This is a genomic window from Prescottella defluvii (assembly GCF_000738775.1).
GTDB classification, from domain to species: domain Bacteria; phylum Actinomycetota; class Actinomycetes; order Mycobacteriales; family Mycobacteriaceae; genus Prescottella; species Prescottella defluvii.
Genome location: NZ_JPOC01000008.1, coordinates 62,916 through 81,911, shown reverse-complemented (window position 1 = coordinate 81,911; position 18,996 = coordinate 62,916). Strand labels below are relative to the sequence as shown.

The window sequence follows — 18,996 nt, the reverse complement described above, 5'->3', positions numbered from 1 at the left end:
TCCACTGAACGGGAGTTCACGGCACGCTTTCACTCGGATTGCGTGCCGTGAACTCCCGTTCAGGGGATGGCGCGGATCAGCTGTCGGGTTCCGGCGGCAGCGGGTTGACGGTGTCGCTGTCCCAGGTCAGCGATTGGTCGGCGTGTGCCGGGAGGGCTTCGAGCTCCTCCTCGGCCAGCACTGCGGCGACGCACGCTTCGGAGGCGCCGAGGTAGGTGGACATGAGGTCGATGTCCGTCGCCACACACCAGGCGTGGTCGTCGGGCCACCACAGGTGCGCGCTCGTCCCTGCCGGAAACTCTCGGGTTGCACCGAACTGGGTGTCCGCCATGTCGAGGGTCCCCGTGAACAGCACCATGTCCCGCGCCGGCATGAGAAGCCGTCGGTGGTCGGAGGGTGCGGAGACCTCACCGGAGCCCTCCCAGTGCCCGAACCAACACGTCTCGGGGGTGCCGGTGAAGCGGCCGAGGATCGTGGTCAGGGTGCGGGCGGTCGGCGGCGGCAGTGACCCCTGGGACGGTTCGTCATCCCACACGCCAGGCTGACCCGGGGCGTCCCAGGTACCGACGATCGACCCCCACTCCATGACCGGATGCACCGTTGTACCGTTCGCCGCCGCGACCTCGGCCCAGCGCACGGACCGGCCGCCAGCCGTCGCCGCCGGATGGAAGATGCGGGCGTATGCCGCGAAGTTCGGCGGCAGCAACGACGCGACCGTGTGATCGAAGCCGTGCACCCGGTCGACGATCCACTGCCCGGCATCGACGTCGCGAACCATGCGCAGTCCGCGCTCATTCCAGTCGAGGCCGTCCCTGTCTGATCGCTCCATAGCTCCATCCCACCCCTACCGGTGGCCAGGCGGCGTCACCCGCGTGGCTCGGTACCGATAGCCGTCCTGATCGGTGGCCTGCTCCCATTCGAAGACGACGGTGTCCCCCACCGTCAGGGTTCGGTATCCCGTGCCGTCGATGGAGCTGAAGAACACCCAGCACCCTCCGGGCGTCGAGGCCGAATCGATGACGCCCCACCCCTCCAGGTCGTTCCAGTCCCGCACCGTCCCTGTCGTGCTGCTCATGACGCCGACGATGCCATCTCGGCGCCGACGGAACCGCGCAGACGCGCGATGCGCACGAACGGGTACCGTCCCTGCGGTGGCTGGCGATCCGGGAACACCGTGGTGGGACGACTACAACGACCGTATTCGCCGCATGCACGAAACCGGCTGGGGTGCAGATGCATCAGTGCTCTCGACGGAGATCTGCGAACTGCTCGTCGACGTCGATGCGGCGTTCGCGATCACCGGCACGGACACACCGGGGTGGCCGAACCCGTACGGTGGCGGCGCCGCGCCGGACGAGGCAGCGTACGAGCGACTCACCGACCCGGAGAAGTTCTTGATCGTGGTGGCCCGGGCGAAAGCGTGGACGACGGTTCTCCTCGACCGCGGCTGGGCGCGAGAAGCAGCCCAGGTGAGTTGGGCGCTTCGTCCCATGGAGTCCGGTGGTGCCGACACCGTCCTCGAGCCCGTGGCCGACGGTGCAGTCCCCCTGGTGCTGACGACGCACACCCCGGTGGACAGGAACCACATCTTCACCGTCTCGGTCGCGGCGGGCGACCCGGCCGTGACGTTGGCGGAGATTCCCGATTGCGGATGCGACGCGTGCGATCGCGGGTCCGCCGCGTTGCTCGAGGAGATGGACAGGTAGGTGCTGTCGGTGGTCGACGGGTCCCTCCGGGTCGACGTCGCTGCCGACCACTCCTCGATTCGGACATCATTCGGCGGTCACGGCGGCACGGTCCGGAACCTCGACGAATCCACATCGTTCACGGCCGCGCCGTGGCCCGCGAACTGGACCGCGCGCTCCATTCCGCCCGAGATCGAGACTCACCATCCCGGACGCGCGATTGCGGGCGCGGTGCTGAATCGACTGCTGCGCCGCGAGGGACCCCCGGGAAGTGCGCAGCGCTACCGGTCCCGATGAATGCTGAATGCTGGTCTGACCACTTGACCACATCGCCGGTACCGCCCTAGCGTTGTGACATGGATCTCACACCGGTGCGCCGCAGGTCGATCCCCGATGACGTCTTCGACCAACTCCTCGACAGCGTCGTCGCGGGCAGTCCGGCACCCGGCGAGACGCTGGTCGGCGAGCGGCGGATGGCGGAGGAACTCGGGGTGTCGCGTCCGGCGGTGCGGGAGGCGCTGGGCCGGATTGCCGCGCTGGGACTGGTCGACATCCGGCAGGGCGGCGCAACCGTCGTCAACGACCTGCGCCGGCGCGGCGGGCTCGATCTGCTCCCGAAACTGCTGGTCCGGGGCGGGAACATCGATCCGGCGGTGGCCCACAGCATCCTCGAGGCCAGGCTGTGGAACGGCCCGAAGGTCGCGGAACTGGCGGCATTGCGCGCGCCGGAAGGTACCGCGGACGCCCTGGACGCCGTCGCGGACGCACTCGCCGCCGACGACGATCCCGTGGTCCGACAGCGCATCGCCCTCGACTTCTGGGACCTGATCGTCGACGGCGCCGACTCGATCACCTTCCGGCTCATGTTCAACACCCTGCGCGCCGCATACGAACCGATGCTGGACGCCCTCGCGGTGGTGATGGTTGCCGAGGTGAGCGAGGTCGACCGCTACCGGGCGATCGCCGACGCCGTCCGTCGCCGTGATCCCGACGGCGCCTTCGCCGCGGCGCACGCCCTGCTCGAGCCGACGACCGCACTCCTGGGCGGCGCGCTCGACGCCGCGCGGGACGCGTCCCAGGAGGACACATGACCACCACCCGCGCAGACTCGCCGGCCTTCGGGCGCAACGTCACCCTCGGGGCCGCGCTCCGCGAGTTCGTCCGCCACCCGAGCCCGTGGATCATCGCCACCCTCTTCGTCGGCGCCCTGAGCACCCGTGTCGCGCTGGGCGGCTGGACCTGGGCCGACGCACTCGTGCCCCTGGTCATGCTCGCGTTCTTCCCGGTGCTGGAGTGGATCATCCACGTGTTCATCCTGCACTGGCGTCCCAAACGCGTCGCCGGGCTGACCATCGACCCACTGCTCGCGCGCAAACACCGCGCGCACCACGGCGATCCCCGGAACATCCCGCTGGACTTCATCCCGGCACCGGTGTTCGCGTGGCTGGCGCCGCTGCTGCTCGCAGTCGCGGTGATCGTCTTCCCCCGGATCGAACTCGGGCTGACGTTCCTCATCGTCATCACCGCGCTCGGCCTCGGCTACGAGTGGACGCACTTCCTCATCCACACCGACTACAAGCCGAAGACCGCGCTGTACAAGGCGACGTGGCGGCACCACCGCAACCACCACTACCGCAACGAGCACTACTGGTTCACGGTCACCACGTCCGGCACCGCCGACCGGGTGTTCGGCACCGAACCGGACCCCGACACCGTCGAGAAATCCCCCACCGCGAAGCGGCTACACGGACTCGACGTCGCCGGCGCGTAGTCGCACCGATCAGCCCGCCACGTCCTCCTTCAAGGTGTGCGCGACGAGGGCATTGGCGTGGCCGTGGCCGAGTCCGTGCTCGGTCTTCAGCCAGTTGACCAGTTCCATGTGCTTGGTCAGATCCGACGAACGAATCAGGCTCTGCCACTCGCTGATCGGCTTGCCGTACTTCTTCTCGATCGACGGGAAATAGGACGCGGGACCCTTCACCGGTTCGGTCATGCACGGCACGCTACCGCCGAGCCACGACACGCGCCCTGATTCCGCTCGCCCAGTCCTCCGGATCCCAGGTGCCCGGCCGGGCCCTGGTGAGCGGGTAACACGCCAAGCCGATGAGGACGGCGCTGAAGTGCCCGATATCGGTGAACGTCAGCGTGCCGAGCAGCGGCAGCCCGTAGACCAGCAGCACCCCGGCCACGTACAAGTACCGCCACGGCGGCGCGATCCGGTAGGCGAGTACCGCGGTGACGCCGGCCAACGCGTAGCTGACGCCCACGTCGAGGGTGTTCACCGCGGACTCCGGCGCCTGGCCGTGCCGGATCGCCAGATACAGGACCCCTTCACTGAGATACGTCGCGCCGACATGCGCGATCACCGCGACCGTCAACCACCGCCACGTCCCCAACCACCGTTCGACCGGGACGTGAAAGAGATTGAACAGCACGAAATACCCGAACCAGCCCCCACCCGCGAGCCAGAACGCGCTCGTGACGAGAACGCGAATCGGATCCTCCTGCAGGTGGTGCAGGTTGGTCGAGCGGTTGCCCAGCACCTCGTCGAGTGCTGTGGGCGAGAGTCGGTGCATCACGATGCTCGTCACGAGGAGGATCGCGAGCCACACGAACGTGCCGGGTGCCCGGCGGACATACCCCCATGCCGCAGCGGGAATCTGCGACCACCGGAACCGCTGCACGGCATCCACGGAACCAGTATGGACCCGAACCGGCCCGGGTATCGCCTCAGTCGACCATCGTCTCGATTCCGTGGCGGTCCCGGTAGCGCCGCAGGTTTCCGCGGGCGAGTCGGGCGATCCAGGGCAGCACCCGCAGCATCGTGCCCGGCACCAGCATGCCCGCCTTCACCATCCAGCCGTCGGATCGTGGCAGGTTGGTCTCGACCCGCGGGCGGTCCACCAGCGCCAGCACCCGATCGGCGATGCGCTGCGGCGGCAGCGGTGTCCCGAGGAAGTTCAGCGCCGACCCGCCGGTGGCCGCCTCGTGTCGCAGCATCGGGGTGTCCACCGACCCGGGGTTGACGATGCTGACGCGCACACCGGTGTCCGGTGTCCGGGCGGCGAGCGCCAGCAGGAAGCCCCGCAGGCCGAACTTCGACGCGCTGTACCCCGGACTCTCCGCGAGCGGCAGCATCCCTCCGATCGACACGACCGCCACGATGTGTCCACGCGATACCTGCAGCGTCGGGTACAGCGCCCGCGTCAACTGCACCGGTGCGAGCAGGTTGACGCCGAGTTCGCGGTCCACCTCGTCCTCGGTGACACGCTCGAACGGCGTGGTGACGACGACCCCCGCGACGTGGACGAGCAGATCGCACTCCCCCACCGTGGACTCCACCAGCGCTCGCACATCCGACGGAACGGTCAGGTCGCACGGGTGCGGGCTGATCCGCCCGGATCCACCGTCGGCCACCGCCGTCAACCCACGAGTGTCGACATCGACCGCGACCACGTCGAACCCGCGCGCCGCCAGGCCCCGACAGATCGCCGCACCGATCGCACCGGCCGCACCGGTGACCACGGCGCGGCTCACGCGGCGACCCGGACCCGGTCGAACATCCCGGGCGTCAGGTCGGTCCACCCGAACTCGCCGCGCACCCGGGCCAGGTAGTCCCGGAAGGCGTGCGAATCGACGTACGCGCTGTGCCGGTCCGTGCCGATGAAGGAGATGCCGCCGCTCAGGTCCGGCCGGTCCGTCGCCATCCGGCGATCGAACGCGGCCGCGCGGGACGGATTGTGGTCCTGGTCGTGCAGGTACTGGGCCAGGATGTTCGTCACCTGGTCGAACAGCGTGTACGCACTGGAGTTGGTCTCCAGGTAGCCGGCCCCGAACAGGTTCCGGTGCTTGGGATTGAACGCCGTGAGATACAGGCGCGGCCGCCCCGCATGCCAGTCGAAGCACGACTCCCGGACGTACGGGATCGTCCAGTCGTATCCGGTGGCGTACAGCACCAGGTCGATCTCCCGGCTCGACCCGTCGGTGAACTCGACCCGAGGACCGGCGAACCGCGCGACGTCCGGGACGATCGCGACGTCGCCATGCTGGAGGTGGTGCACCAGCTGACTGTTGAGCAGCGGGTGCGATTCGAGCAGCTTGTGGTCGGGCCGCGGCAGACCCAGCCGGGTCAGGTCGCCCTGGAGCAGGCGCAGCACGCCGGCCAGCAGCGGACGTTCGAGTGCAATCGGCAGCCGCGGCCCCTTCTCGGCGAACACGTCAGTCGGCGTTCCGAGGATGTGCTTCGGGATCACGTGATAGCCACGCCGGACACTGACGACGGCCTCGGACGCCGAGACGGCCGCGTCGCACGCGATGTCGGCACCCGAGTTGCCGAGTCCCACGATCAGCACCCGCTTGCCACGGAACTCGTCGATCCCGCGGTACGACACCGCATGCCGGATCTCGCCGTCGAAAGCGCCCGGATGATCCGGGATGCGGGGCTGCCAAGTCACGCCGGTCGCGCACACGACGGCGCGGTAGCGGCGCCGTTCACCGGTCGACAGTCGAACCGACCAGCCGTCGCCGTCGCCGTCGGGGGCGACATCGTCGACGGCTGTCCCGAACCGGATCGACTCGTACAGGCCGAACGCACGCGCGAAGCTGCGCGTGTAGTCGAGGATCGCCCGGTTCCCCGGGTAGTCCGGGAACGAGGCCGGCATCGGGAAGTCGTGGAACCCCGACATCGTCCGGGACGAGATGAAATGCGCCGACTCGTACATCGGGGTCCCCGGGTTGTCGAGATCCCAGATCCCGCCCACGTCGCTGTGCCGCTCGAACTGGTCGTATTCGATCCCCAGCCGCCGAAATGCCCGCGCTGCCGACAACCCCGCCGGCCCTGCTCCGACGATGCATACCCGATCCATCGATCGTTCCCCTTCCGTTCCCGCACATTCAACCCGGCCCCTCTCGTCGAGGCGGTGAATTGAGTTGTGGGCTAGGCGAGTCTGGTTGGGAGTCGAGATGTCCGGGGCCGCGGCAGGAAAATTCGGGAATCCCCACGGTTCCGTCCCGCACGAAGTTCTAGCCGGAAGGCGCCGCGCCCGAAATGACCTCTGGCGGACGCGATTGCGCGGGCGGCAGGTGACTTCGGGCGCGGCGCCGGATGCGGACGGCGGCCCCGGGTGAACAGCCCTGGGGCCGGAAGGAACGCCGCTCCCCGATCGCGTCTCCCCCGACCGGGGCCGTGTCCGGTTCGTCTAGGGTCCGATCATGGACAGCCCCACTGGCGAACGCGTGCGGCATCGGGTCTCGCGGATCGCCTCGCGACCAACCCCCTACTGGGTGTTCGGCGTTGTCGTGGGCTACTACTCGTCCGAGCGCATGAGCTGGGAATCGGGTGAGACATCCTGGGAGAGCGCGCTCGAGTGGAGCAATCTACCGTTCTTCGCGGTACTGACCGGCGTGTTCGTGCTCGGCGAAGTCGCGTATCGCAAGGGCCGATTCCTCACCCTCCGTGCCCTCGCGCCGGCCCCCTTCATCCTGTTCCAACTCCGGTTCGCGCTGTGGCTGCTCTACTACCCGATCTACTGGCTCTTCTGGCTCGGGCTCGCCGGCGCAATCGCACTCACGGTGGCAGCGGTGATGCTCGGTCAGCCCCGCAGGTCGTAGCCGTAGGCCCAGCGTGCGGCCACGACCGGATCGGCGGTCACTGCCACTCCCCCGGGAATCGACGAGCGGGCCACCATCACCACGGGAATCCCCACTTCCCGGGCCGCCTCGAGCTTCGCCGACGTCAGTGCTCCCCCGCTGTTCTTCGTCACCAGGACGTCGATCCGGTGCCGCCGCATCAGCGTCACCTCGTCGTCGACGGTGAACGGCCCCCGGTCCAGCAGGAGTTCGGACCGCGCGGGCATCGGGACGTCGGGCGGGTCGATCGCCCGGACGAGGAACCATCCGGGTACGTCCGCGAACGCGTCGACGCCCTGCCGGCCGATCGTCAGGAAGACTCGCTCCCCCAGCGCCGGTACCGCCCGCGCGGCCGCCGCCAGATCGGGGACCAGGGTCCACCGGTCCCCCGCCCCGGGCTCCCACCCGGGTCGGCGCAGCACCAGCAGTGGCACATCTGCCCGCGCCGACGCCTCGGCGGCGTTGGCGGTGATACGGGCCGCGAAGGGATGGGTGGCGTCGACGACGGCGTCGATCCGATTGGCCCGCAGCCACTCTGCGAGCCCGTCGGGCCCACCGAAACCGCCGATGCGCACCTCGCCCACCGGCAGCACAGGGTCGCGGACCCGCCCGGCGAGCGACGACGTCACCGACACCGTCGGATCACCGTGGAGGCGTGCCGCGAGATCCCGCGCGTCCCGGGTGCCACCGAGGACGAGAATGCGGCGTACCGAAGGACTCAATGGGTGGTGCGGGAACGGGACGCCGAGTACAGGTAGCTGTCCGGGAAGCCCTCCGCCGCCAGCACCCGGCCCACGATCACCACCGCGGTCTTCGTGATCCCGGCGGCATGCACCTGCTCGGCGAGGGTCGCGAGGGTGCCGCGGAGCACGATCTCGTCGGGCCGGCTCGCGAACGCGACGACCGCCGCCGGGCAGTCGGACCCGTAGTTCTCGGACAGTTCCTCGACGATCTGCTCGATCCGGTGCGCACCCAGATGCACCACCATCGTGGCGCCGCTGCGCCCGAGCGAACGCAGATCCTCGCCCGGCGGCATGGCCGTCGACAGTGTCGACACCCGGGTCAGCACGATCGACTGCGACACTCCGGGCACAGTGAGTTCACGTCCAAGCGCCGCAGCGGCCGCCGTGAAGGCGGGCACGCCGGGCACGATGTCGTAGGCGACACCCGACGCCTCGAGGCGTCGCACCTGTTCGGCGACGGCCGAGTAGATCGACGGATCCCCCGAATGCAGGCGGGCGACGTCGAGTCCGGCCGCGTCGGCGGCGATGAGTTGCTCGACGATCTCGTCCAGGCTCATGCGCGCGGTGTCGATCACCTCGGCGTCGTCCGGACACAGCGTGAGCAGTTCGGCGGGTACCAGGCTGCCCGCGTACAGGCACACCGGGCTCTGCGAAATGATGCGTGACGCCCGCAGCGTCACGAGGTCGGCGGCACCCGGGCCTGCTCCGATGAAGTGGACTGTCATGTCATTTCCCTTTCGGTGCGGTCCGGCTCGATCACCGAGCGCTGCGGCTTCGTTACCGACCATTGGGCCACCGGCAGTTGCGGTCGCCACGCGGTGAACCCGCCGAGCGACTCACCCCGGTAGACCTGGAACTTGCGGAGGTCTCCGCCGTGCTGTGAATACCAGTGCAGAATCAGGGCCTCCGATTCGGCGGTGACGGCGTTGACGACGATTCGTCCGCCCGGGCGCAGACGCGCCCAGCACGCGTCGAGCATCCCGTCCTGTGTGACGCCGCCGCCGACGAAGATCGCGTCCGGCGTGGTCGTCTCCTCGGCGAAGGACGCCGGCGCTGCACCGCGGATGCGAAGCGCCGGAACCCCCAGGGCAGCGGCATTCTCGGTGATCTGAGCGATCCGCGAGTCGACTCGTTCGAATGCGACCGCCCGGCATCGGGGATCGGTGCGCATCCATTCGATGCCGATCGTCCCCGAACCGCCGCCGACGTCCCACAGCAGTTCACCCGGCGCGGGCGCCAGCGCCGAGAGTGTCAGGGCGCGCACCTCGTGCTTGGTCATCTGGCCGTCCCCGCGATACGCGGCGTCCGGAAGCCCCGCGTTCCGCGTCAGGCGCACCACACCGGTGCCGCGCACCTCGAGCGCGATGACGTTGAGCGGATCCCCCGCCGGCCGACTCCATTCGGACGCGATTCCGTCGGCGACAGCCTCGGCCGGCCCACCGAGCTGTTCCAGCACGGTCAGCCGGGACTCACCGAAACCGCTCTCGCACAGCAGCTTCGCGACAGCCGCCGGGGTGTGCTCGTCGTTGCTGAGCACCAGCAGTCGAGCGCCGGTCTGCACGTCCGGCGACAGCGTCTGCACCGGACGGTTCACCAGGCTGATCGTGGGCGTCTCGTGCAACGGCCAACCCAGCCGCGCACACGCGAGCGACACCGACGACGGGTGCGCGATCACACGGATCCGGTCGGGGCCGAGCACCCGGCACAGGGTGACGCCGATGCCGTGGAACATGGGGTCGCCGCTGCCGAGCACACACACCCGGCGGTCACGGTGCTTCTCGAACAGTCCCGGCAGCGCGGGCAGCATCGGCGACGGCCACGCGACCCGGGTCACCGGGGGCCCATCCGACTGCGGCACGAGGGCGAGCTGCCGGGGCGATCCCATCAGCACGTCGGCGTCCCCGATCGCCGCCTGGGCGCGGGGCGACAGTCCGTCCCAGCCGTCGGCCCCGATCCCGACCACCACGACCGTCATCGCGGCATCCGGCGCCAGAGGAACTGCGGCAGCAGTCGCATCCCGAAGAACACCGGACGCAGCAGGGTCGGCACCCAGACGCGCTCGGTGCGCTTGCGCAGGCCGTGGACGACCGCGTCGGCCACCTGCTGCGGTGTGCTCGAGAACGGCGCCGGCTTCATCCCCGCGGTCATCCGCCCGATCACGAATCCGGGCCGCACCAACAGCAGATGGACACCGCTGCCGTGCAGCGCGTCCCCGAGGCCGGAGGCGAATCCGTCGAGACCGGCCTTCGCCGAACCGTAGACGTAGTTGGCGCGGCGCACCCGCGCACCGGCGACCGACGAGAACACCACGATCTGCCCGGAACCGTGAGCCCGCATCAGATTCGCGAGATGTGTCAGCACACTGATCTGGGCGACGTAGTCGGTGTGGACGACGGCGAGCGCATGCCCGGCATCCTGCTCCGCGCGGGCCTGATCACCGAGGACCCCGAACGCGAGGACCGCGACCCCGACGGGGCCGTGCTCCTCGGTGATCACCGACAGGACACCGGAATGATCCGCGACACGGTCGGCGTCGAACTCGACCGTGTGCACGTCGGCGGCGCCGGCCGCGAGCAGTGTGCGGCGCTGCTGGTCCAGGTCGTCGCTCCGCCTGGCGGCCAGGACGACGACGCGCCCGGGTGCCAGGCGCTGCGCGATCTCCAGACCGATCTCGCTGCGGCCGCCCAACAGCACCACCGATCCCGGGGCGAAGTCCGTGTCACTCATGACTCCAGTGTCCTGGATTCGCGCCGCTCGAGTACGGTCGGGGCATGGCCCGCACCCCGTCGAATCCCACGCACCTGACCGCCGAGGCCGGCGAGTTCCTCACCGAGCGGCACCTGGCGACGCTGACCACGCTGCGCAAGGACGGTTCCCCGCACGTCGTGGCCGTCGGATTCACCTGGGATCCAGACCGGCAGATCGCCCGGATCATCACCAACGACGCGTCGCAGAAGGCACGCAACGCCGACCGCGGCGGGTACGCCGCGGTGAGCCAGGTCGACGGCGGACGATGGCTCACGCTCGAGGGCCCCGCACGGGTGATGTCGGATCCCGCGTCCGTCGCCGAGGGCGTGGCGCGCTACGCGGCCCGCTACCGGACGCCGCGGGAGAACGCCACCCGGGTCGTCATCGAGATCGCCGTCGAACGCGTGATGGGCTCTGCAATCCTCGTCGACAGGTGAAATCGTCTGATTTGCAACGGTATTCGACTTCGACGGGGGTTCTCTGACGCCGACGTCGGGGGTACCGTACGAGAACGTCACCAGCGAACCCGAGCGGGGATGGTCATGACAACTCGACGAACGGCCTCCACCAACCGACTGTCCGACCACCCCTGGACCCTCCGCGGGTCGATCCTCGCGGGGGTCGCCGTCGCCGGCCTGTGCGTGCCGGCGACGGCGCAGGCCCTGCCGCCGCACCCGTTCGGACCACCGGCACTGACGATCGGCTGCGCCAACCAGGGCAGCCTGATGTCGTTGACGGGGGCGACCGGCCAGTCCGGTCCCGAACAGAATCCACCGATCGGCCCCGGGGAACTCCGGTTCGAGACGTTTCCGGCGGCGCCCCCGATCCCGGCGGCAGGACAGGTCACCGTCGCCTGGATCAACCTCGACACCGGCGCGACGGGCACCGCCGCCCTCGAGGGCACCTACCCGTACTACTCCAAGACCGTCCACACCGGCCAAGGCAACATCCGCGCCACCGTGTTCGGCACGATCGACCTGTGGAGCCTGCCGCTGTGCCAGTCGAATCCCACGTTCGGCAATTTCGTCGTCTGACGCGCGCGGCGGCCGTCAGCCGGGCAGCACCGTCAGCCCGTGCGGACGCCGGTTCATCGGCTCGCACCCGTCGGCGGTGACCACGACGATGTCCTCGATCCGGGCGCCCCACCGGCCACGGAAGTAGATGCCCGGCTCGATACTGAAGGCCATTCCCGGCTCGAGCGCGATCTCGTTGCCGGCGACGATGTAGGGCTCCTCGTGGACCGAGAGCCCGATCCCGTGACCGGTCCGGTGCACGAACGCCTCGGCCAACCCGGCCTCCGCCAGGACGTCGCGTGCGGCCGCGTCGACGGCCTCCGCGGTGACCCCCGGCCGGACCGCCGTGACCGCGGCCTGCTGGGCCGCCTCCAGGATCGCGATCTGCTCGGCCACCTGCGGATCCGGCTCACCGAGCACGTACGTGCGGGTCGAGTCGGAGTTGTAGCCGGGCTCCACCGGTCCCCCGATGTCGATCACCACGACATCGCCGGACTCGATGACCCGGTCCGACACCTCGTGGTGCGGGTCGGCACCGTGTGGACCCGACCCGACGATCACGAATGCGGCCTCGGTGTGTCCCTCGGCGAGGATCGCGTCGGTGATGTCGTCCGCCACCTCGGCTTCGGTGCGGCCGGGCCGCAACCACTCGCCCATCCGCGCGTGCACCCGGTCGATCGCCGCGCCTGCCCGCCGGAGGGCCTCGATCTCGGCGTCGTCCTTGATCATTCGCAGCTCCCGCAGCACCGCGGTGGCCAGCACCGGCACGGTGCCGAATCGGCGGGCCAGGGGAACCAGGTGCAGGGCCGGCATCGCATCGGTGACCGCGGTGCGTGGGGACTCCGGCAGCAGCGACGACACCAGCTCGTACGGGTCGACGCCGTCGACCCAGTCGTGCACGGGCAGACCGAGATCCCCCACCGCCGAGTCGCCCAGCGATGCGAGTTCGAGGCGCGGCAGGACCACCGACGGCGGGTTCCCGTCCGCCGGGACGACCAGGCACGTCAGACGTTCGAACGAGTCGGCGCGGGAACCGACGAGATAGCGGAGGTCGGGACCCGGTGTGACCAGGAGTCCGTCGAGGCCGGCACGCTCCGCGAACCGCGCTGCGCGCGCCAGTCGGTCGGCGTAGACCGTGGTGGGGAAACGAGAAGTGGCGACGCGGTCTTCGGAGCTCATGGAAACCAGGCTATGCCGCCGATGCTCCCGGTGTGACCGGAGCTACCCTTCTCGGTGCGTCCGCAGAACAGGTCGGGGACCTCGAGGAGCCGTGTGAACCACAACCGAACTGTTCGTACCGACATCTCCGATCCCGAGTCGACGTTCGCTCCACCCGCCGCGTGGCTCCCCATGAGATATCCGCGGCGGGGAGGCTTCACCGCCGACGTCACCGCCGTCGATCCGGGCGCGGGTGAGACGCTCGCACGGTCGATCGAGACCGACGACGAACTGCTGCAGTGGGCGGCCTGGGAGCTGGTGAACGATCCCGCACCGAACGCGCTCGTGGCTGCGGCCCGCGGCTACCGGGGCGGCGACGCCTCCCCGGTCGGCGCGGCAGCACTGATCACGCTGCTCACCCGGTACCGGGGGCTGGACACCGGCAACCTGGTCGTGGACGGATGGACTGCCCGGCACGGCCTGCCGTTCGCGGTCGCAGCGGTGTTGGAATCGGCCGACATGACCCGGGTTCGTGGACGCGTGCCGGTGGAGAGCATGCCCGACGGGACGACGTACCTCGTGGTGACAGTCGGCGATTCACGGGACGATCACGAGAACGTCGGCGGCCCCCGATACCTGACGGTCGAGCAACTGGCTCAGGTCGACGACCTCCAGCAGCAGGTGGTGTCCACTGACGGTGCGCAACTGCTCGACCGGATGCGTGCCCTGCTGTCGACCGCGTCGGACACCGACTACGCGGCAGCCCGAGAGGCGGCGGCCGCGATGCGCACCGGCAGGATCCGCTGCCTGGCCGCGTCCTACCTGTTCCCGACCGAGAGCGGATGGTTCGACGAACTCGCCGCGGAGACCGGCGACTTCCCGTACTACTGGCGCACCCACCTGCTGACGTCGGTGTCCACGACGGAACAACTCGCGTGGGCGGAGCGGCAGCACGGACGCCGTACCTGGCTCGGCGACGAGGCGATCCTGGCGGCGGTCGTGGACGGTGTCGGTGCCCGCCTCGTCCCGGTACTGGCGGACGCGTTCGACACCGAATTCCCCTATCAGAGCGTCCAGGACGACAAGATCCAACTCGGCATCCTGCGCGCGTTGGCCGCCATCCCCACCGACGACGCGTTCACCGCGCTGCTCGAGCGGGCGCACGTGAAGAATGCGGGAGCGGTCGTCCGTACCGCTCGGTGCGCGTATCCGCGGCGCGCGATGCGGGTGCTGGCGCAATCCGATGCGGAACTGTCCGCGCACTTCGACCGGCACGTCCTCGACTTCCCGGATCTGGCTGCCGAACTCGCGGGCACCCTGCGCGCACAGGCCCGACGCCGGATCGAGGAACTGACGACGACGGTGCCCGAGGCGACCGACCTTCCTCCGATCCTGGTGACCCCGCCCTGGACGAACAGGAAGAAGCCGACGCCACCGACCGTGCTCGACGGCCTCGTCGCCCCCGCCGATCGCCGGATGGGCTGGCTCCCCGGCGAACTCGAAGACCTACGGAACACTCCGCACGACTACGCGTACACGTCGTGGGAGAAGTACCGGCAGTACATCCTCGACCCGAGCGCCCAGGTGGTGAACGACTGGCAGGCGTGGGTCATCTTCCTCATCGCCCCGGACGAGATCGCCCGGCCACTGCTGACGGACTGGGCGGGAACGTCGCTCAAGGATCCGCTGCGCGTCGCGGCCCGCTACGGACTCGACGCCCTACCGCTGATGCTGCAGATTGCCCGCGCCCGTCCCGGCGCAGCGGCACCGTACCTGATGCCGTTCGTCGAGCTCGAGGTCGCGCGGTTGCACGCGACGATGATCGCCACCCGGAAGAATCTCCGTCGGCCGGCGCTGGCCTGGCTCGTCCGGCACGCCGCCGACGCGGTCACGTTGCTGACGCCGGATGCGGTGGGGGCGGCGGGACCCGCACGCGAGCACGCCGGTGCCGCACTGCGGGCACTGGCACGCGCCACCACCCGGGAGACCGTGATCGGTGGCGCGCAGCAGTACGGTGCCGCCGCCGCGCAGACACTCGCGGATCTGATCGACCTCGACCCGCTCGAGGAGCTCCCCCGGAGTATCCCGAGAACTCCGGCGTGGGCCGAGATCGACTCGCTACCGAAGATCCTGACGGCCGATCGATCGGCAGCGCTCCCTCGGGATGCGGTGTCCACGATCCTGACGATGTGTGCCATCGGCACCTCCGTCGCCCCGTACGCCGGGCTCGCTTCCGTGACCGAGTTCTGCGACGGCGCATCGCTCGCCACGGCAGCGTGGGAACTGTTCGAACGGTGGTGGGGCGCCGGCGCACCGGCGAAGGACAACTGGGTCATCCTGGCGTTGGGATGGCTCGGCGACGATGCGACGGTCACCCGGCTGACACCTCTCATCCGCCGTTGGCCCGGAGAGCGTGGCGCGGCGCGCGCACAACTCGGGCTCGATGCGCTGGCCGCGCACGGCTCGGCCCGCGCCCTCACCGAACTCGATCGCCTCTCGCGCAGGATGAAGTTCAAGTCGTTGAAGACCGGCGCCGAGGAGCGCGTCGCCGAGGTCGCCGACCGACTCGGGCTCGACCGCGAACAACTCGCCGACCGCACCGTCCCCGACCTCGACCTCACCCCCGAGGGCACGATGACGTTCGACTTCGGCCGGCGGAGCTTCACCGTCGGCTTCACCGAGACCCTGGTTCCCTTCCTTCTCGACGAGGCCGGCAAGCGGACGGCCGGGCTCCCCAAGGCAACCGACCGGGACGACGACGTGCTCGTCGAGGATGCGAAGAAGCGTTTCGCCGCACTCAAACGTGAGGCGAGAACCGTGTCCGCCGAACAGCTCAAACGCTTCAACCGGTCCCTGGTCACCGGACGGCGCTGGAGCGGAGACGAATTCACCGACTACATCCTCGGACATCCCCTGCTGAGACACCTGGCGCGCCGGCTGCTGTGGGCATCGTTCGACGAGAACTCCCGTCCGGTCGTCGTGTTCCGGGTGACGGAGGACAACACGCTCGCCGACATCGACGGCGACACCGTCCCGCTGCCTGACGCCCCGATCGGACTCGTGCACCCCGCGCACATCCCCGACACCGTCGGCGCGTGGTCCGACGTCTTCGCCGGCCACCAGATCCTGCAACCGTTCCCGCAGCTCGGACGCCCCGTTCACCATCCCCAGCCCGGCGACCGCGACGGGAGCGGCCTGGCCCGGTTCACCGGCGTGACCGCGACACCGAGCCAGGCACTGCGCCTGACGTACCGCGGCTGGGAACCGGTGTGGGAGAACCCCGCATCGTGGGGGCAGGGGCTGCTGTACCAGCTGAGCGACTCCGTATCGGTGTTACTGGGACTGGAACCTGGGATGGGGACGGGAAGCCCGTACGACGGATACCCCGACCAGGCACTCGTGTCGGTGAACCTGCGTGGAGGAACACTGGACGACGTCGACCGCGCGACCGTCTCGGAACTCATCGCGGATCTGGCAGGGTTCGCGTCGTGACCGGATCCCGCTGACACGGTCACCACTCACGGACACCGATTTGGCAGGATGGGGCGCATGAGTGGACCTTTGCTGCTGCTGGACGGTGCAAGTCTGTGGTTCCGGGCGTTCTACGCTCTGCCCGAATCCATGACTGCACCCGACGGCCGCCCGGTCAATGCGGTGCGCGGGTTCACCGACATGGTCGCGGCCCTCGTCACCCGGACCCAGCCGTCGCGTCTGGCGGTGTGCCTCGATCTCGACTGGCGCCCCCAGTTCCGGGTCGATGCCGTGCCGTCGTACAAGGCGCATCGGGTGGCGGAGGACACCACCGGGGCCGAGGTATCCACCGGATCCGCCGAGGAAGTGCCCGACACGCTGACACCTCAGGTCGACATGATCATGGAGGTGCTCGACGCCGCCGGCATCGCGACGGCGGGCGCCGAGGGCTTCGAAGCCGACGATGTCCTGGGCACCCTTGCCGCGCAGGAGAAGACCGATCCCGTCGTCGTCGTGAGCGGCGACCGGGACCTGCTGCAGGTGGTGGCCGACGACCCTGTCGCTGTGCGCGTGCTGTATGTCGGTCGAGGGCTGGCGAAGGCCGAACTGTTCGGGCCCGCCGAGGTCGCGGAGAAGTACGGGGTCCCGGCCGAACGCGCCGGCGAGGCCTACGCGGAACTGGCCCTGCTGCGGGGCGACGCGTCGGACGGTCTACCCGGGGTCAAGGGCGTCGGCGAGAAGACCGCATCCGCACTTCTGCTCCGTCACGGTTCACTCGAGCACCTGCGCGCCGCGGCACTGGACCCGACCAGCGACGTCGCGAAGGGTGTCCGCGCCAAGCTCGCCGCCTCCGCCGACTACCTCGACGCGGCACTGCCCGTGGTGCGGGTCGTCACCGACACCGACGTGCAGCTGTCCCGGCCCGACGTGTTGCCGAGCGCTCCGGTGCACCCCGAACGCCTCGACCAGGTCGCCGCCCGCCTCGGCATCGAACGCTCCGTTGCCCGACTCGTCGCCGCCATGGCAGCCGAACGGTTGTGAAGTGGTTCCGGAAGGCACCACTTCACAACCGAAGCACTGGGTCCGACTCTAGCTCGGGCGGCTGACGGAATACTTGCCGTCGTTGTCGGTGAAGGTGACGGTGACCTTCTTCGGAGTGCCGTCCACCGTCAACGAGCACTGGAACGAATTGCCCTCGGCGACTTCCTGACCGGACGGGCAGCTCACGTCGGAGACCGAACGTGCACCGTAGGACTGGGTGACGATCTGCTCGACACCCTTCTGCGCGGCGGCCTGATCGAGCGTCTTGCTCCCGAACACCCCCGACAGTCCCAGGCCCACGACCGCGATCACCGCGACGACGACCACCCCGAGGACCACCCACACCACCGGCTTCCCCTTGCCGCCGTCGGGTCCCGCCTGCACCGATCGCATCGGCTGGGCCGCCCACTGATTCGTGGGCTGGGCGGCGAACTGAGGCTGCGGGTATCCCGGCTGCGCGCCCCACTGCTGCCCGGGATACTGCTGCGCGTGGTTGGGCTGACCCGGGTCGGGTTGACCGGGGTACTGGCCCGGACCGGCCGCCTGCGGGTTCCACTGCGGCTGTTGCGGCTGATGCTGCTGCGGCGGGTACGTCGGCTGGCCCCACGTCTGACCGCCACCACCCCACTGCTGGTTCGCGTCAGGAACACCGGGCACACCGGGCGCACCGGGGTACGGCTGGCCCCAGACCTGCTGCGGGGGCTGCTGTCCCGGGTATCCCGGAGCGGGAGCGGGGTATGCGCCGCCTCCGTACGCGTCCGCGGGGTACGGATTCGGGAGCGGTTGCTGGAACGGCTCGGGGGCGGGTGCTGGCGGGTGGTGTTCGCCGTGTCCCGGCTGTGAGGCCCACTGCTCGTTGGGCTCGTTCGGTCCCTGCGGGCTGCTCATGTCGTCTCTCCTCGTCTCCGGTACTGCCGCCTACGCCGCAACGAAACGCGCGAGCAGAGCTTCGTCGATGTTCACGCTTTTCGAGAAATGTCCCTGGATCGGCGCCGAGCTACCCGAGACCCGGATTCGTCGCCATCGCCGTGCCCTCCCCTGCGCCGATTTCATCGACACCCTACGCAGCACCTGCCCGGACACGAAACATTGCCCCATGCATTCTGTGCCACGGGGTTCCGTCGCGTGTCGGCCCGGGCAGGCGGGTCCGTCGGCCCGGCTACTCGGTCACATGGGCAGGCGCATGAGTGACGCCCTCGATGTCGCTGACGGTCGCATCGATCAGTTGATGCGCAAGATCTGCGAGCGCACGCGCCGTCGCGAGTTCGTCACCGATCTCGGGGACGTTCCGGTCCGTCGGGTTCCTTCGCGCCGCTCCGACACCCACCAGCGTCGTGTCGCCGGTGTGCAACCGCGCGGTGGAACGGGTCTGACGGTCGTGTTCGTCGATCGTGATCTCCACCGACCACTGTTTCGCGTCCATGATGGTCGTACTCCTCTCGGGTACGCCCCGAATGGCATTTCGGGGTCCACGAACCAGTCAACGTGGATCCGGCGCAATCCGGTAGG

The 18,996-nt window shown here is 69.5% G+C and carries 22 protein-coding genes; 9 read left to right on the top strand and 13 right to left on the bottom strand.

All coding sequences use genetic code 11. The features are described from left to right. Nucleotides 1-76 precede the first annotated feature (76 nt). A complete protein-coding gene (locus tag IJ15_RS0103440) occupies nt 77-829 on the bottom strand; it encodes a hypothetical protein (RefSeq protein ID WP_031936948.1) in 753 nt (250 codons plus the stop codon). 15 nt (nt 830-844) lie between these two features. Beyond that, nucleotides 845-1,075: a cold-shock protein gene (locus IJ15_RS0103435; protein WP_031936947.1), complete on the bottom strand. Its 231-nt coding sequence runs from the start codon at nt 1,073-1,075 to the stop codon at nt 845-847. Between the two features lie 76 nt (nt 1,076-1,151). Here IJ15_RS0103435 and IJ15_RS24820 point away from each other — a divergent pair, with 76 nt between their 5' ends. From IJ15_RS24820 to IJ15_RS0103420, 4 genes are read left to right on the top strand one after another with little or no spacing between them, the layout of a single operon-like run. Further along, entirely contained in the window at nt 1,152-1,706 is a 555-nt protein-coding gene (locus IJ15_RS24820; protein WP_231569408.1) for a DUF6226 family protein, read from the top strand. Between the two features lie 9 nt (nt 1,707-1,715). Then, nucleotides 1,716-1,982 carry a hypothetical protein gene (locus IJ15_RS26620; RefSeq protein WP_231569407.1) on the top strand — a complete coding sequence of 89 codons (267 nt, stop codon included), beginning with the start codon at nt 1,716-1,718 and terminating at the stop codon, nt 1,980-1,982. A gap of 59 nt (nt 1,983-2,041) precedes the next feature. After that, complete coding sequence (locus IJ15_RS0103425; protein ID WP_031936946.1) at nt 2,042-2,776, top strand: FadR/GntR family transcriptional regulator; 735 nt, start codon at nt 2,042-2,044, stop codon at nt 2,774-2,776. Next, nucleotides 2,773-3,456: a sterol desaturase family protein gene (locus IJ15_RS0103420; protein WP_031936945.1), complete on the top strand. Its 684-nt coding sequence runs from the start codon at nt 2,773-2,775 to the stop codon at nt 3,454-3,456. The genes IJ15_RS0103425 and IJ15_RS0103420 overlap by 4 nt, the downstream gene beginning before the upstream one ends. 9 nt (nt 3,457-3,465) lie before the next feature. On the opposite strand, the gene IJ15_RS0103415 is transcribed toward IJ15_RS0103420, so the two are convergent. Genes IJ15_RS0103415 through IJ15_RS0103400 form a run of 4 tightly spaced genes read right to left on the bottom strand, consistent with a single transcriptional unit; the run spans nt 3,466 to nt 6,550 of the window. Then, nucleotides 3,466-3,678 (bottom strand): DUF4287 domain-containing protein, encoded by a 213-nt coding sequence (locus tag IJ15_RS0103415; RefSeq protein WP_031936944.1) that lies wholly within the window; start codon nt 3,676-3,678, stop codon nt 3,466-3,468. Nucleotides 3,679-3,688: 10 nt separating this feature from the next. Next, nucleotides 3,689-4,378, bottom strand: coding sequence for a rhomboid-like protein (locus IJ15_RS0103410; RefSeq protein WP_051918473.1), 690 nt, complete (start codon nt 4,376-4,378; stop codon nt 3,689-3,691). A 37-nt stretch (nt 4,379-4,415) separates the two neighbouring features. After that, nucleotides 4,416-5,222 carry an SDR family NAD(P)-dependent oxidoreductase gene (locus tag IJ15_RS0103405; RefSeq protein ID WP_031936942.1) on the bottom strand — a complete coding sequence of 269 codons (807 nt, stop codon included), beginning with the start codon at nt 5,220-5,222 and terminating at the stop codon, nt 4,416-4,418. Beyond that, on the bottom strand, nt 5,219-6,550 hold the full coding sequence (locus IJ15_RS0103400; protein WP_031936941.1) for a flavin-containing monooxygenase: 1,332 nt from the start codon (nt 6,548-6,550) through the stop codon (nt 5,219-5,221). Before IJ15_RS0103400 ends, IJ15_RS0103405 begins: the two co-directional genes overlap by 4 nt. 346 nt (nt 6,551-6,896) lie before the next feature. Between IJ15_RS0103400 and IJ15_RS0103395 the strand changes: the two genes are divergently transcribed. Next, complete coding sequence (locus tag IJ15_RS0103395) at nt 6,897-7,295, top strand: hypothetical protein (protein WP_031936940.1); 399 nt, start codon at nt 6,897-6,899, stop codon at nt 7,293-7,295. Here the strand turns inward: IJ15_RS0103395 and IJ15_RS0103390 are convergent. Genes IJ15_RS0103390 through IJ15_RS0103375 form a run of 4 tightly spaced genes read right to left on the bottom strand, consistent with a single transcriptional unit; the run spans nt 7,277 to nt 10,783 of the window. Next, entirely contained in the window at nt 7,277-8,035 is a 759-nt protein-coding gene (locus tag IJ15_RS0103390; protein WP_031936939.1) for a cobalt-precorrin-6A reductase, read from the bottom strand. The genes IJ15_RS0103395 and IJ15_RS0103390 overlap by 19 nt on opposite strands. Next, on the bottom strand, nt 8,032-8,781 hold the full coding sequence (gene cobM / locus IJ15_RS0103385; protein WP_031936938.1) for a precorrin-4 C(11)-methyltransferase: 750 nt from the start codon (nt 8,779-8,781) through the stop codon (nt 8,032-8,034). Before cobM ends, IJ15_RS0103390 begins: the two co-directional genes overlap by 4 nt. Continuing rightward, the gene (locus IJ15_RS0103380; RefSeq protein WP_051918472.1) at nt 8,778-10,031 is read right to left on the bottom strand and encodes a bifunctional cobalt-precorrin-7 (C(5))-methyltransferase/cobalt-precorrin-6B (C(15))-methyltransferase; all 1,254 of its coding nucleotides are present in this window, start codon (nt 10,029-10,031) and stop codon (nt 8,778-8,780) included. Before IJ15_RS0103380 ends, cobM begins: the two co-directional genes overlap by 4 nt. Next, the gene (locus IJ15_RS0103375) at nt 10,028-10,783 is read right to left on the bottom strand and encodes an SDR family NAD(P)-dependent oxidoreductase (protein WP_031936936.1); all 756 of its coding nucleotides are present in this window, start codon (nt 10,781-10,783) and stop codon (nt 10,028-10,030) included. Before IJ15_RS0103375 ends, IJ15_RS0103380 begins: the two co-directional genes overlap by 4 nt. 44 nt (nt 10,784-10,827) lie before the next feature. Here IJ15_RS0103375 and IJ15_RS0103370 point away from each other — a divergent pair, with 44 nt between their 5' ends. After that, nucleotides 10,828-11,241 (top strand): PPOX class F420-dependent oxidoreductase, encoded by a 414-nt coding sequence (locus IJ15_RS0103370; protein WP_031936935.1) that lies wholly within the window; start codon nt 10,828-10,830, stop codon nt 11,239-11,241. Between the two features lie 105 nt (nt 11,242-11,346). After that, nucleotides 11,347-11,838: a hypothetical protein gene (locus tag IJ15_RS0103365; RefSeq protein WP_031936934.1), complete on the top strand. Its 492-nt coding sequence runs from the start codon at nt 11,347-11,349 to the stop codon at nt 11,836-11,838. 15 nt (nt 11,839-11,853) lie between these two features. On the opposite strand, the gene IJ15_RS0103360 is transcribed toward IJ15_RS0103365, so the two are convergent. Next, nucleotides 11,854-12,996 carry a M24 family metallopeptidase gene (locus IJ15_RS0103360; protein WP_031936933.1) on the bottom strand — a complete coding sequence of 381 codons (1,143 nt, stop codon included), beginning with the start codon at nt 12,994-12,996 and terminating at the stop codon, nt 11,854-11,856. A 93-nt stretch (nt 12,997-13,089) separates the two neighbouring features. On the opposite strand from IJ15_RS0103360, the gene IJ15_RS0103355 reads away from it, so the two are divergent. Together IJ15_RS0103355 and IJ15_RS0103350 are read left to right on the top strand one after the other, a co-directional pair. After that, nucleotides 13,090-16,467 (top strand): DUF4132 domain-containing protein, encoded by a 3,378-nt coding sequence (locus IJ15_RS0103355; RefSeq protein WP_031936932.1) that lies wholly within the window; start codon nt 13,090-13,092, stop codon nt 16,465-16,467. 57 nt (nt 16,468-16,524) lie between these two features. Then, entirely contained in the window at nt 16,525-17,487 is a 963-nt protein-coding gene (locus tag IJ15_RS0103350) for a 5'-3' exonuclease (protein WP_031936931.1), read from the top strand. A gap of 48 nt (nt 17,488-17,535) precedes the next feature. On the opposite strand, the gene IJ15_RS0103345 is transcribed toward IJ15_RS0103350, so the two are convergent. Beyond that, a complete protein-coding gene (locus IJ15_RS0103345; RefSeq protein WP_031936930.1) occupies nt 17,536-18,375 on the bottom strand; it encodes a DUF4333 domain-containing protein in 840 nt (279 codons plus the stop codon). A gap of 271 nt (nt 18,376-18,646) precedes the next feature. After that, nucleotides 18,647-18,910 (bottom strand): DUF1876 domain-containing protein, encoded by a 264-nt coding sequence (locus IJ15_RS0103340; protein WP_031936929.1) that lies wholly within the window; start codon nt 18,908-18,910, stop codon nt 18,647-18,649. Between the last annotated feature and the right edge of the window lie 86 nt (nt 18,911-18,996).